At 56.9% G+C, this 12,689-nt stretch carries 13 protein-coding genes; 9 read left to right on the forward strand and 4 right to left on the reverse strand.

Annotated features, from left to right (window positions below):
• Positions 1–2: 2 nt before the first annotated feature.
• A complete protein-coding gene (locus tag MX657_RS09640; protein WP_346808261.1) occupies positions 3–686 on the reverse strand; it encodes a TVP38/TMEM64 family protein in 684 nt (227 codons plus the stop codon).
• A gap of 6 nt (positions 687–692) precedes the next feature.
• Entirely contained in the window at positions 693–1,499 is an 807-nt protein-coding gene (gene xthA, locus MX657_RS09645; RefSeq protein ID WP_032644863.1) for an exodeoxyribonuclease III, read from the reverse strand.
• Positions 1,500–1,932: 433 nt separating this feature from the next.
• On the opposite strand from xthA, the gene astC reads away from it, so the two are divergent.
• The 7 genes from astC (at position 1,933) to ves (ending at position 9,643) form a co-directional block, all read left to right on the forward strand.
• Positions 1,933–3,153, forward strand: a complete 1,221-nt coding sequence (astC, locus tag MX657_RS09650; RefSeq protein WP_346808263.1) for a succinylornithine/acetylornithine transaminase — start codon at positions 1,933–1,935, stop codon at positions 3,151–3,153.
• The gene (gene astA / locus MX657_RS09655) at positions 3,150–4,184 is read left to right on the forward strand and encodes an arginine N-succinyltransferase (RefSeq protein ID WP_080327409.1); all 1,035 of its coding nucleotides are present in this window, start codon (positions 3,150–3,152) and stop codon (positions 4,182–4,184) included. The genes astC and astA overlap by 4 nt, the downstream gene beginning before the upstream one ends.
• Positions 4,181–5,668: a succinylglutamate-semialdehyde dehydrogenase gene (astD, locus tag MX657_RS09660; RefSeq protein ID WP_346808265.1), complete on the forward strand. Its 1,488-nt coding sequence runs from the start codon at positions 4,181–4,183 to the stop codon at positions 5,666–5,668. Before astA ends, astD begins: the two co-directional genes overlap by 4 nt.
• The gene (astB, locus tag MX657_RS09665) at positions 5,655–6,980 is read left to right on the forward strand and encodes an N-succinylarginine dihydrolase (protein WP_346808266.1); all 1,326 of its coding nucleotides are present in this window, start codon (positions 5,655–5,657) and stop codon (positions 6,978–6,980) included. Before astD ends, astB begins: the two co-directional genes overlap by 14 nt.
• Positions 6,981–6,990: 10 nt before the next feature.
• A complete protein-coding gene (astE, locus tag MX657_RS09670; RefSeq protein WP_252001428.1) occupies positions 6,991–7,956 on the forward strand; it encodes a succinylglutamate desuccinylase in 966 nt (321 codons plus the stop codon).
• 337 nt (positions 7,957–8,293) lie between these two features.
• The gene (gene spy / locus MX657_RS09675) at positions 8,294–8,788 is read left to right on the forward strand and encodes an ATP-independent periplasmic protein-refolding chaperone Spy (RefSeq protein ID WP_252001429.1); all 495 of its coding nucleotides are present in this window, start codon (positions 8,294–8,296) and stop codon (positions 8,786–8,788) included.
• A 297-nt stretch (positions 8,789–9,085) separates the two neighbouring features.
• Complete coding sequence (gene ves / locus MX657_RS09680; protein WP_080327405.1) at positions 9,086–9,643, forward strand: environmental stress-induced protein Ves; 558 nt, start codon at positions 9,086–9,088, stop codon at positions 9,641–9,643.
• Here the strand turns inward: ves and cho are convergent.
• Positions 9,621–10,499, reverse strand: a complete 879-nt coding sequence (cho, locus tag MX657_RS09685) for an excinuclease Cho (RefSeq protein ID WP_080328150.1) — start codon at positions 10,497–10,499, stop codon at positions 9,621–9,623. The genes ves and cho overlap by 23 nt on opposite strands.
• 148 nt (positions 10,500–10,647) lie before the next feature.
• Positions 10,648–11,472 carry an ammonia-dependent NAD(+) synthetase gene (nadE, locus tag MX657_RS09690; RefSeq protein ID WP_080327404.1) on the reverse strand — a complete coding sequence of 275 codons (825 nt, stop codon included), beginning with the start codon at positions 11,470–11,472 and terminating at the stop codon, positions 10,648–10,650.
• A 221-nt stretch (positions 11,473–11,693) separates the two neighbouring features.
• On the opposite strand from nadE, the gene osmE reads away from it, so the two are divergent.
• Both osmE and chbB read left to right on the forward strand, forming a co-directional pair.
• Complete coding sequence (osmE, locus tag MX657_RS09695; protein ID WP_010430142.1) at positions 11,694–12,038, forward strand: osmotically-inducible lipoprotein OsmE; 345 nt, start codon at positions 11,694–11,696, stop codon at positions 12,036–12,038.
• Between the two features lie 281 nt (positions 12,039–12,319).
• Complete coding sequence (gene chbB, locus MX657_RS09700) at positions 12,320–12,637, forward strand: PTS N,N'-diacetylchitobiose transporter subunit IIB (RefSeq protein ID WP_014883474.1); 318 nt, start codon at positions 12,320–12,322, stop codon at positions 12,635–12,637.
• Positions 12,638–12,689 lie beyond the last annotated feature (52 nt).

The following is a 12,689-nucleotide window of genomic DNA, read 5'->3' on the forward strand; positions in this document are numbered from 1 at the left end:
CCTCACTTTTTAAACGAAGAGGTGTAACGGGAAAAGAGCCAGCGCGTGGCCAGCGGTAATAACCCCAGTAGTGTAAAGGCGAATGCTATCCCCGGCGACAAAATATCGCGTGGTGATGTTACTTTCCCCAGCTCGCGCCCGGCGTTCAGAAAGATAACCGTCGCGGGCAGCATGGCGACCTGGCTGACCCACCAGTAGCGCCGCACCGTGATGCGGGTCAGTCCCATCAGTAAATTCACCAGGAAAAACGGGAACAGCGGCATCAGGCGCAGGGCAAAAAGATAGCCCGCGCCGTCGCGCGCCATGCCCGCATTTACCGTTGCCATCTGTCGGGCAAACCGCCGCTGAACCCAGTCGCGCAGCAGATACCGGCTGGCGAGCATGGCCAGCGTGGCCCCGAGCGTGGAGGCAAATGAGACCAGCACGGTGCCTTCCCACAGAGCAAAAAGCGCCCCGCCCAGCAGGGTCAGGATCGCCGCACCGGGGATCGACAGAGCGGAAACCGCCACGTACAGCGCAAAAAAGATCAGCGCGCTCCGTAGCGGCGCGTGTTCAACATGGGAGAGTAATGCCTGCTGATGCGTTTTAATTCCGGCCAGAGAGAGCGTGCCGGGCGGAAGAAAGAAATATGTCAAAATAAATGCGCCCAGAAGGGCGCACAGGAAGAGTGTTTTTCGCATGTTCACGCGTGATTACAGCTTGAATTTAGCCCATACCGGCGCGTGGTCAGACGGTTTTTCCATGCTGCGGATGTCGTAGTCGATCCCGGTTTCAATGCAGCGCTCCGCCAGCGGCGTGCTGGCCAGCAGCAGATCGATACGCAGGCCACGGTTGTCGTCAAAGCCCTTAGAGCGGTAGTCAAACCAGGAGAAGCGGTCCTGCGTTTCCGGGTTGGCATTACGGAAGGTATCCACGAGTCCCCAGCCCAGCAGGCGCTCCATCCACTCGCGCTCTTCCGGCAGGAAGGAGCATTTGCCGGTGCGCAGCCAGCGCTTGCGGTTCTCTTCGCCGATGCCGATATCCAGATCCGTCGGGCTGATGTTCATGTCGCCCATGATCAGCACCGGGTTCTCTTTTTTCAGTTCGGTCGTCAGGTAGTTCTGCAGATCCTGATAAAACTTCGCTTTGGCCGGGAATTTTGTCTCGTGATCGCGGCTCTCACCCTGCGGGAAATAGCCGTTAATGACCGTAATATTCCCGAGCGCGGAGGGCACTTCCGCCATGATGATGCGACGCTGGGCTTCTTCACCGTCGCCGGGGAAGCCGCGGCGCACGGAGACCGGCGTATCTTTGGTGAGCAGCGCGACGCCATAGTGACCTTTCTGACCGTGATAAAAGACGTTGTAGCCGAGTTTCGCCACCTCTTCGAGGGGGAACATGTCGTCGTGAACCTTGGTCTCCTGCAGGCCGATCACATCTGGCTGATGTTGCTCAACAATGGCTTCCAGCTGATGAGGGCGGGCGCGCAGGCCGTTGATATTAAAAGAGACAAATTTCATAGTCGCTGCCAGTGCAAGGTGAATAGTGCATGGATGGTAGCAGAATTTGCGTCAACTGTTACCGGGTTCGACCAATAACTGCGACAGATAATGCCGGTGGTGCAATATTTGCACCATTCTGACCCGCTTCGCCCTCAAACAGGGCGTAAATGGCCGATAAATTTCGCGAGCGATCACAATTCCAGAATTATATTTGGCCTCTGCATACTCTTTCTGATTTTCATGCGGCAAAGCGCCGCTTGCCGTAAAAATATTCACTTTTTATGCATTAACAGTGAATAACTCCATATCGTAACCTCTTGATATTCTGTTACCCCAACCCGTTTATGCATTTTTATCGCTGGCTGGCACAAAGGCTGCAATCTACATTCACAGTGCAAACACTCAATTATTTAACATTCAAATAACCTTTTATTTACCGGATGAGGTCGCTATGTCTCTGTCAATTACGCGTGAAAATTTCGATGAATGGATGATGCCGGTTTACGCTCCGGCGGCTTTTATTCCGGTTCGTGGGGAAGGCTCGCGCCTGTGGGATCAGCAGGGTAAAGAGTATATCGACTTTGCAGGTGGGATTGCGGTCAACGCGCTGGGTCATGCGCACCCGGCGCTGCGTCAGGCGCTGAATGACCAGGCGGCGAAGTTCTGGCATACCGGCAACGGCTTCACCAACGAACCCGCGCTGCGCCTGGCGAAAAAGCTGATTGACGCGACTTTCGCCGAAAAAGTCTTTTTCTGTAACTCCGGGGCAGAGGCCAACGAAGCGGCGTTGAAGCTGGCGCGCAAATATGCCCACGACAAGTTTGGGACGCACAAGAGCGGGATTGTGGCGTTTAAAAATGCCTTCCACGGGCGCACGCTCTTTACCGTGAGCGCGGGCGGGCAGCCTTCTTATTCACAGGATTTCGCTCCGCTGCCACCGGATATTCGCCACGGTATCTATAACGATCTGCAGTCCGCCAGCGAGCTGATTAACGATACCACCTGCGCGGTGATCGTCGAGCCGATGCAGGGCGAGGGCGGTGTGCTTCCGGCGCAAAAGGCCTTCCTGCAGGGGCTGCGCGAGCTGTGCGACCGTCACGACGCGGTCCTGATTTTCGACGAAGTGCAGACCGGCGTGGGCCGCACCGGCGAGCTGTATGCCTATATGCACTACGGCGTCACGCCGGACGTACTCTCCACCGCGAAAGCTTTGGGCGGCGGCTTCCCTATCGGGGCGATGCTGACCACCGATAAATTTGCCAGCGTGATGACCGTCGGCACCCACGGCACGACCTACGGCGGCAACCCGCTGGCGACCGCCGTCGCCGGGCAGGTTCTCGACATCATTAACACCCCTGAGGTGCTGAAGGGCGTTAAGCAGCGTCACGACTGGTTCGTTGAGCGCCTGAACGCCATCAACGGCAAGCTTGGCCTGTTTAAAGAAATTCGCGGCCTGGGGCTGTTGATCGGCTGCGAGCTCACCGCTGAGTTTGCCGGAAAAGCTAAACTTATTTCACAGGAAGGGGCAAAAGCGGGCGTGATGGTGCTGATTGCCGGTGCCAATGTGGTGCGTTTTGCGCCTGCGCTGATCGTCAGCGAGGAAGAGGTGCAAACCGGTCTGGGCCGTTTTGCGCTGGCGTGTGAGAAGGTGAAATCCGGGGTGTCATCATGATGGTCATCCGTCCCGTTGAGCGCGGCGATATTGCCGGGCTCATGCAGCTTGCCGGTAAGACGGGAGGCGGGCTGACCTCGCTTCCTGCCGATGAAAAAACGCTGTCGGCGCGCATTGAGCGCGCCCTGCAAACCTGGCAGGGGACGTTGCCAAAAAGCGAACAGGGTTACGTGTTCGTGCTGGAAGACACCGATACGGGGACCGTAGCCGGGATCTGCGCCATCGAAGTGGCCGTCGGGCTTAACGACCCGTGGTACAACTACCGCGTCGGCACCATGGTTCACGCCTCGAAAGAGCTGAACGTCTATAACGCGCTGCCCACGCTGTTTCTCTGTAATGACCACACGGGTGCCAGCGAGCTCTGCACGCTGTTCCTCGACCCGGCGTGGCGCAAAGAGGGCAACGGCTATCTGCTCTCCAAATCGCGCTTTATGTTTATGGCCGCCTTCCGCGATCGCTTTAACGAAAAAGTGGTGGCAGAGATGCGCGGCGTGATCGACGACAAAGGCTACTCTCCTTTCTGGGAGAGCCTGGGCGAGCGCTTCTTCTCGATGGAGTTCAGCCGGGCGGACTATCTCTGCGGCACCGGCCAGAAAGCGTTTATCGCCGAACTGATGCCTAAACATCCTATCTATACCCATTTCTTAACGCCTGAAGCGCAGGCGGTGATCGGTGAAGTCCATCCGCAAACGGCGCCCGCCCGCGCGGTGCTGGAGAAAGAGGGCTTCCGCTACCGTAACTATGTCGACATCTTTGACGGCGGGCCAACGCTTGAATGCGATATCGACCGCGTGCGCGCGATCCGCAAAAGCCGGCTGGTTGAGGTCGCTGAAGGCCAGCCCGCGCCGGGTGACTGGCCGGCATGCCTGGTGGCCAACGAAAATTACGCCAACTTCCGCGCCATGCTGGTGCGTACCAACCCGAAATGTGAACGTCTGGTGCTGACGGCTGCAGAACTGGATGCCCTGAAATGTAACGCCGGCGATACGGTTCGCCTGGTGCGTCTCTGCCCTGAGGAGAAAACAGCATGACATTATGGATTAACGGTGACTGGGTAACGGGCGAAGGCGAACAGCGCACAAAAACCAACCCGGTAGGGAAAGAAATTCTGTGGAAGGGGAATGACGCCAGCGCTGCGCAGGTAGAACAAGCCTGCCAGGCCGCGCGCCGCGCGTTTCCGGCATGGGCAAAACGGCCTTTCGCCGAGCGCCAGGCGATTGTTGAAAAATTTGCCGGGCTGCTGGAGGCGAACAAGGCCGGGCTGACGCGCATCATCGCGTCCGAAACCAGCAAACCGCGCTGGGAAGCGGCCACTGAAGTGACGGCGATGATCAATAAGATCGCTATTTCGGTCAAGGCGTACCACGTCCGTACCGGCGAGCAGCATACCGACATGCCGGACGGCTCGGCCACGCTGCGCCACCGCCCGCACGGCGTGCTGGCGGTGTTTGGCCCGTACAATTTCCCGGGACACCTGCCGAACGGTCACATTGTGCCCGCGCTGCTGGCGGGCAATACCGTCATCTTCAAACCGAGTGAGCTAACGCCATTTACTGGCGAGGCGGTGGTGAAGCTGTGGGAGCAGGCCGGACTGCCGCCGGGCGTGCTGAACCTGGTGCAGGGCGGACGTGAAACCGGTCAGGCGCTGAGCGCGCTGAACGATATCGACGGCCTGCTGTTTACCGGCAGCGCCGGAACGGGCTATCAGCTGCACCGCCAGCTGGCAGGGCAGCCGGAGAAAATTCTGGCGCTGGAGATGGGCGGCAACAACCCGCTGATTGTGGAAGATCCTGATGATATCGACGCTGCGGTGCACCTGACGATCCAGTCCGCCTTTATTACCGCCGGACAGCGCTGCACCTGTGCTCGCCGCCTGCTGGTCAAGCGCGGCGCGCAGGGGGATGCCTTCCTGAAGCGTCTGGTGGAGGTGAGCGCGCGTCTGGTGCCTGGCGCGTGGGATGCCGACCCGCAGCCGTTTATCGGCGGGCTGATCTCCGAACAGGCCGCGCTGAACGTGCTTAAAGCCTGGCAGGATCACGTTGCGCGCGGGGCGAAAACCCTGCTGGAGCCAAAGCAGGTTCAGCCGGGGACGTCCCTGTTGACGCCGGGCATCGTTGAGATGAGCGGTGCGAGCAACGTGCCGGATGAAGAGGTCTTTGGCCCGCTGCTGTGCGTCTGGCGTTATGACGATTTTGATGCGGCTATTGCGATGGCGAATAACACCCGCTACGGCCTGTCGAGCGGGCTGATATCGCCGCATCGCGAGAAGTTTGAACAACTGCTGCTGGAAGCACGCGCCGGGATTGTGAACTGGAATAAACCGCTGACCGGGGCCGCGAGCACCGCGCCGTTCGGCGGCGTGGGCGCGTCGGGCAACCATCGCGCCAGCGCGTGGTATGCCGCCGATTACTGCGCGTGGCCGATGGCGAGCCTGGAAACCCCGGCGCTGACGCTGCCGGAGACGCTTAATCCGGGGCTCGATTTTACGAAGGGAGAAGGCCATGAAAGCGCGTGAAGTCAACTTTGACGGGCTGGTGGGGCTGACGCACCACTATGCCGGTCTCTCCTTTGGTAATGAAGCCTCGACGAAGCACCGCTTTCAGGTCTCTAACCCGAAGCTGGCGGCGAAGCAGGGGCTGCTGAAGATGAAAGCGCTGGCGGATGCCGGTTTCCCGCAGGCGGTGATCCCGCCGCAGGAACGCCCGAACGTGGCGGTATTACGTCAGCTCGGTTTCACCGGTAGCGATGAGCAGGTGGTTGAAAAAGCGGGTACGCAGACACCACACCTGCTCTCCGCCGCAAGCTCTGCCTCCTCTATGTGGGTGGCAAACGCCGCGACCGTCGCGCCGTCAGCCGACACGCTGGATGGCAAAGTTCATCTGACGGTGGCGAACCTGAATAACAAATTTCACCGCGCCACCGAAGCGGAGACCACCGAGCGCGTACTGCGCGCCATTTTCAAGCATGACGCCCATTTTGAGGTGCATCAGGCCCTGCCGCAGGTGGCGATGTTTGGCGACGAAGGCGCGGCCAACCATAACCGTCTGGGGGGCGATTACGGCGATCCTGCCGTGCAGCTGTTTATCTACGGGCGGGAAGAGGGAGGCCACACCGCGCCAACCCGTTATCCTGCGCGTCAGACGCTGGCAGCCAGCCAGGCGGTTGCGCGCCTGAACCAGGTTAATCCGTCACAGGTGGTTTTTGCCCAACAGAACCCGCACGTGATCGACCAGGGCGTGTTCCACAACGACGTGATCGCCGTCTCCAACCGCCAGGTGCTGTTCTGCCATGAGCAGGCCTTTGCCCAGCAGGAGAGGCTGCTCGCCACGCTGCGCGAACGCGTGCCCGGCTTTATGCCTGTTCAGGTGCCAACGCAGGCGGTCAGCGTGCAGGACGCGGTCGAAACCTATCTGTTCAACAGCCAGCTGCTGAGCCGTGACGATGGCAGCATGATGCTGGTGCTGCCGCAGGAGTCCCGGGAGCATCAGGGCGTGTGGCGCTATCTGAGTGAACTGGTGAAGGCCGATAACCCAATTGACGAGCTGCGCGTGTTTGACCTGCGTGAAAGTATGGCCAACGGCGGTGGTCCTGCCTGTCTGCGCCTGCGCGTGGTACTTACGCCAGACGAAATGCAGGCCGTTAACCCGGCAGTGATGATGAATGAGACGCTGTTTAACACCCTGAACGACTGGGTGGATCGCTACTATCGCGATCGGTTAACGCAGGCTGACCTGGTTGACCCGCAGCTGCTGCGTGAAGGGCGCGAGGCGCTGGATGCATTATCGTCAATCCTGCAGCTGGGATCGGTTTACCCGTTCCAGCGCTAAAGGAGTGAATATGGAAAATTTACTGGCGCTGACCCTGGCAGACGAAACGCCCGAACAGAGCGAGGGGGATGGCCCCTCGTTTCGCTGGCGGTGGCTGGGGCGCGGGGTGCTTGAGCTGACGCCGACGGCCAGCAGCGCGTTATCGCTGCTGCTTTCCACGGGGATCCATGGCAATGAAACCGCACCCGTTGAGATCGTCGATGGGCTGCTGGGCGCGTTATATCGCGGCGAAATCACGCTTGCGTGCCGCGTGCTGGTGGTGCTTGGCAACCCGCCTGCGCTGGCGCAAAACAAACGGTACCTGGTGAGCGACATTAACCGCATGTTCGGCGGCCGCTGGTCGCAGTTTCCTCAGAGTGACGAAACGGCGCGGGCAGCGTGGCTGGAGACCGTTGTGACCACTTTTTTTGCCGCGGCGGGCCCGGCGCGCTGGCATCTTGATCTGCATACGGCGATCCGCGCTTCTTACCATGTCCGCTTCGGCGTTCTGCCGCAGCGTAATCAGCCGTGGGATGAAGCGTTTCTGAGCTGGCTGGGGGATGCCGGGCTGGAGGCGCTGGTATTTCATCAGTCGCCGGGGGGGACCTTTACTCACTTCACTTGCGAACGTTTTGGCGCGCTGGCCTGTACTCTGGAGCTGGGAAAAGCGCTCCCGTTTGGTCAGAACGATCTGACCCGCTTTGCGCCAACGCATCTTGCGCTTCGGGCGCTGCTGGGCGGCACAGCGCCAGAGCACGCGAAGGAAGCCGTCGTGCGTTATCGCGTTGTGCAGCAAATTACCCGCCGCAGCGAGGCTTTCCAGCTTCACATGGCCGCGCACACCCTGAACTTCACCCCGTTCCGCAAAGGGGCGTTGCTGGCGGAGGATGGTGATGAGCGCTATGAGGTGCAGAAAACCACCGAATATGTATTATTCCCCAATCCCTCCGTAGCGTTTGGCCTGCGAGCCGGCCTGATGCTGGAAAAAATCATCTGAACGTTTCCCCTCTCATCATCGGAGAGGGGAAGTTAAAATCTTTTCTTAGCGATTAAAGCGTTCCGATTTCTTTTACGGAATATTCCTGGCAAATTGCTTTATTATTCATCGTCACTTCATTATACTTCTGCTAAATCTCTTTAAAATCATCGCATTGAATATTTTTTGTTGCAACTCTCCACGCTTTATCCTTATTTCCTCCACATTTGGCGAAAAATTGTTTTTTACACTTTCATTGTTTTACCGTTGCTCTGACTAATTGACGATAAACCCCGTAAAGTTAATCTCGTCAACACGGCATAGCGCCGAAGAATAACTGAAAGAAAGGAAATAAATTATGCGTAAGTTTACTGCACTGTTTGTTGCTTCTACCCTGGCTCTGGGCGCTACCAGCATGGCGTTCGCCGCAGATACCGCAACCACCACCGCTGCGCCAGCTGAAGGCAAAATGATGATGCATCATAAAGGCAAGCCGGGTATGCACCATGAAATGATGATGTTTAAAGATCTGAACCTGACGGACGCGCAGAAGCAGCAGATCCGCGACATCATGAAAAGCCAGCGTGACCAGATGAAGCGTCCTCCGCTGGAAGAGCGCCGCGCGATGCATAACATCATTGCCAGCGACAGCTTCGATAAGGCAAAAGCCGAAGCGCAGATCGACAAAATGGCCGAGCAGCATAAAGCTCGCATGCTGGCCCACATGGAAACCCAGAATAAGATCTACAACATTCTGACCCCGGAACAGAAAAAACAGTTTAATGCTAATTTTGAGAAGCGTCTGACAGAACGTCCGGCGATGGAAGGTAAAATGCCAGCACCAACCGAATAATCGGTTCAACATCTTAAGACCGCCGGGATCCTGTCCACAAAAGCGCAATCGCTGTGGACAGGACCGGCGGTTTTTCTTTCCCGCCCTCTTGTCTGCCGCCGCCAGCGCGGTATTCTCCTGTAGTCGCTTCAGAGAATGTTTGTAGAGTCATAGCGTTAGAATTTTTATTAACGTTCCGCTAAGGCCTGCCTGCTCTGCTGCCGATACTGTGTCTGTGAGTCTCTGACGATAATAAACAAGACTGCAAGGGTAGCGATATCCTTGCCCTGGCACGGGTTGTGCCATTCAGGAGTGGTAATGGAGTTCTTTGATATCCGTAAGATGCCGGTCAGCCTCTGGCGCAATGGTGCTGGCGAAACGCGAGAAATTTGCTGTATTCCTCCCGCGACGCGTGACTTTTGCTGGCGTGCCAGCATTGCGACCATAGCCAGCAACGGCGAATTCTCCTCGTTTCCCGGTGTCGACCGGGTCATTACCCTGCTGGAAGGCGGAGAGGTGACGCTGGATGCCGGTCAGGCGTTCTGCCATACCCTGAAGCAGCATCAGCCTTACAGCTTCGCCGGTGATTTGCCGGTTAAGGCGCTGCTTTCCGATGGCAGGATGGCGATGGACTTCAACATCATGACCCGGCGCGACTGCTGTCAGGCGAAAGTGCGGGTTGCTGACCGTACCTTTACCACCTTTGGCTCGCGCGGGGGCGTGGTGTTTGTGTTAAGCGGCGCATGGCAGCTGGGTGATAAATTACTGACGGCCGATCAGGGCGCCAGCTGGGAAGAAGGAACCCATACTCTGCGTCTGCTGGAATCTCAGGGTTCCCTGCTGTTCAGTGAAATCAACTGGCTGCCGGGTCACTGAGCGCGATGATCTCGAACCTGCCGGTTAACACGGGTTTGCAAAGTATTTTGTAGCCGTCGTGGTCAAAACCGGCGGGGGTGCGCAGCAGGGTTGCCGCGTCGTTTAGATTATCGACAGCCCCCAGCCAGAGCCAGTTATTGACGATGTGGTACTGCGTCATCGTTTCACCCACTTCTTTTAGCGCAACGGCGCCGTCCCAGGGCCAGCAGTTGACGCTGATCCCGGCCAGGCCCGCGAGGAGCCGGGCGTGATGCGCCTCAACGCTCTCTTTTCCGCAGCAGGCGCCTGCGCAGCGCTTCAGCGCGGAGCGGAAACAGGCACGACCCCGCGTCGTACCCTCTAAACCTAAAAGGCCGTAGCAGAGTTGCAGCTCGTCGGCGAGTGCCTGCAAGGCTTGCAAAGCGGCACGCTTATTCGCGAACAGCCCGAAGAGATTCGGGGCGTGGGAGAAATCGACTTCGCGGGCGTAGACGACCTGCGGCTTGCCGTCGTTGATCTGCAGGGAGCAGAGCTGACGGTTACGGCGCAGGCGCTTATTGAACAGCGGCTGCTGCTCTTTTATCAGCCGGGCTTCCAGCAACAGTGCGCCCATTTCTCCCGCCGTTTGGCACCAGGTAATGCGTCGCGACTGGCGAAGCATGGCCGCCTCATCCGGGGTTCGCAGATGGGATAATACCCGGCTGCGAATATTGACGCTTTTGCCGATATAGAGCGGCAGGGTGTCGCTTTCACCGTGAAAGATGTAGACACCCGGCTGCTTAGGCAACGCCTCAAGCCAGGGGCGAAGGTGCTCGGGATATTCGTAGATTGCCGCCGCTTCAAACTCAAGACGCGGGGCGGATTGACGCCTGCTCACATACTGCTCCATATACTGTTCAGGTATACAGTGTAGCAGGAGTGTGGTGGTTAAAAAAGAGCCGGGTGGCGGCTGCCCCTCACCCTAACCCTCTCCCCAAAGGGGAGAGGGGAATGTCCACTGCTCGCATAAATTTGTGGAGAAGCGTTTATTTCCAGAAATCGTCAAACACCGTAATTGGCGTGTGGCGCTTGTGCTCGGTTTTCAGGTACCAGCCCTCGATAATTTTCGCGGTACCTTCATCCAGCGTTTTGCCTTCGAGATAATCATCAATGTTGTCATAGGTGACGCCAAGGGCCGCTTCATCCGGCAGGGAAGGGCGATCGTCTTCCAGATCCGCTGTCGGCGCTTTCTTATACAGATGCTCAGGGCAGCCCAGCGCGGCCAGCAGTTGCTTGCCCTGACGCTTGTTGAGACGGAAAATCGGGTTGATGTCGGTGCCACCGTCGCCGTATTTGGTGAAGAAACCGGTGATCGCTTCTGCCGCATGGTCGGTACCGACGACAACGCCTTTGGTCATTCCGGCGATGCTGTACTGCGCTTTCATGCGCTCGCGTGCTTTCTCGTTGCCGCGAACGAAATCGCTGAGCTCAATGCCCGCTTCGCGAAGTGCCTGCTCGCTTGCCAGCACCGATGCCTTAATATTCACGGTCAGCACGCGGTCTGGCTGGATGAACGTGATGGCATCCTGGCAATCCTGTTCGTCCGCCTGTACACCATAAGGCAGACGCACGGCGATAAACTGCAGTGTCTCATCGCCCGTCTCTTCGCGAAGCTCAGAAATCGCCATCTGGCACAGTTTGCCAGTCAGGGTCGAGTCCTGCCCACCGCTGATGCCCAGCACCAGGGATTTCAGGAAAGCGTTCTTTTTTAAGTACGACTTTAAAAAATCCACGCTGCGGCGGATCTCTTCCTGTGCATCTATCGCAGGCTTCGCGCCCAGCGCCTGAATAATCTCTTGTTGCAGAGTCATCACGCTCTCCATAAACAGAATGTGTTAACTGTTAAAACTAACCCTTTGGGCGGAAAACGACAAGGATCACAGTTTCGAGTGCGCTAATTTACGGCGATTTAGCAGGTTATCGTTGTTTTATTAGAATTTTCCGAAATTCGTCTGGCGTAATTCACAAAGTTGAACAATAGTACTTTTTATCCCATGCTTAGATAACACGCTGATAAACAAGAGGACGGAATATGAACAAGAACGTAGCAGGAATTCTTAGCGCAGCGGCGGTACTGACGATGCTGGCAGGGTGTACGGCTTACGATCGCACCAAGGATCAGTTTACCCAGCCCGTGGTTAAAGATGTCAAAAAAGGCATGACCCGTTCGCAGGTGGCTGCGATTGCCGGTAAACCTTCTTCCGAAGTGACCATGATCCATGCGAAGGGAACCTGTCAGACCTACATCCTGGGTCAACGTGATGGTAAGGCTGAAACCTACTTTGTTGCCCTGGATGATACCGGACATGTGATTAACTCCGGCTATCAGACCTGTGCTGAATACGACACCGACCCGCAGGCACCTAAGGCGCAGTAACCCTGCTTGCCTGATGATGTTAACAAGCCGGCCTTTGGGCCGGTTTTTTTATGCATACGTAAATCTTATTTCTTTGCGCGAATTATTTACCCGAAATGTGAAGGTAGTCAACAAGCCAGGTCAATGAGAGACAATTTGGGTCTGTTCAGAATTATCCCCTGTCTGTACCATTGCGTATACTCACTCTAACGATAAACAACAGTAAGCAAGCTACCTGTCTGCCGGGACAGCGAGTCGAGTGATAGCGCGACGGCAGGTAGTCATACAAGAGGGAAATTATGATGGAAAAGAAACATATCTACCTGTTCTGCTCAGCGGGCATGTCAACCTCGCTTCTGGTGTCAAAGATGCGTGCGCAGGCTGAAAAGTATGAAGTCCCTGTGGTGATTGAAGCGTTTCCAGAGACGCTGGCGGGTGAAAAAGGCCAGAAAGCGGATGTTGTTTTACTGGGACCGCAAATTGCCTATATGTTGCCCGAAATTCAACGACTGCTACCGAATAAACCGGTCGAAGTGATCGACTCGGGGCTGTACGGCAAGATTGATGGTTTAGGTGTTCTTAAAGCTGCTGTGGCAGCAATTAAAAAAGCTGCTAATTAATTTTTATTTTTCCCGTCAAAGAGTTATTTCACACACAATTACGCCGTAACAT

It is taken from the genome of Enterobacter chuandaensis, from assembly GCF_039718975.1.
Classification (GTDB): Bacteria; Pseudomonadota; Gammaproteobacteria; order Enterobacterales; family Enterobacteriaceae; genus Enterobacter; species Enterobacter chuandaensis.

Coding starts and splice junctions, on each gene's coding strand:
- astC (WP_346808263.1), top strand. CDS start 1,933: ATGTCTCTGTCAATTACGCGTGAAAATTTCGATGAATGGATGATGCCG.
- spy (WP_252001429.1), top strand. CDS start 8,294: ATGCGTAAGTTTACTGCACTGTTTGTTGCTTCTACCCTGGCTCTGGGC.
- xthA (WP_032644863.1), bottom strand. CDS start 1,499: ATGAAATTTGTCTCTTTTAATATCAACGGCCTGCGCGCCCGCCCTCAT.
- nadE (WP_080327404.1), bottom strand. CDS start 11,472: ATGACTCTGCAACAAGAGATTATTCAGGCGCTGGGCGCGAAGCCTGCG.
- chbB (WP_014883474.1), top strand. CDS start 12,320: ATGGAAAAGAAACATATCTACCTGTTCTGCTCAGCGGGCATGTCAACC.
- astA (WP_080327409.1), top strand. CDS start 3,150: ATGATGGTCATCCGTCCCGTTGAGCGCGGCGATATTGCCGGGCTCATG.
- osmE (WP_010430142.1), top strand. CDS start 11,694: ATGAACAAGAACGTAGCAGGAATTCTTAGCGCAGCGGCGGTACTGACG.
- astD (WP_346808265.1), top strand. CDS start 4,181: ATGACATTATGGATTAACGGTGACTGGGTAACGGGCGAAGGCGAACAG.
- astB (WP_346808266.1), top strand. CDS start 5,655: ATGAAAGCGCGTGAAGTCAACTTTGACGGGCTGGTGGGGCTGACGCAC.
- ves (WP_080327405.1), top strand. CDS start 9,086: ATGGAGTTCTTTGATATCCGTAAGATGCCGGTCAGCCTCTGGCGCAAT.
- astE (WP_252001428.1), top strand. CDS start 6,991: ATGGAAAATTTACTGGCGCTGACCCTGGCAGACGAAACGCCCGAACAG.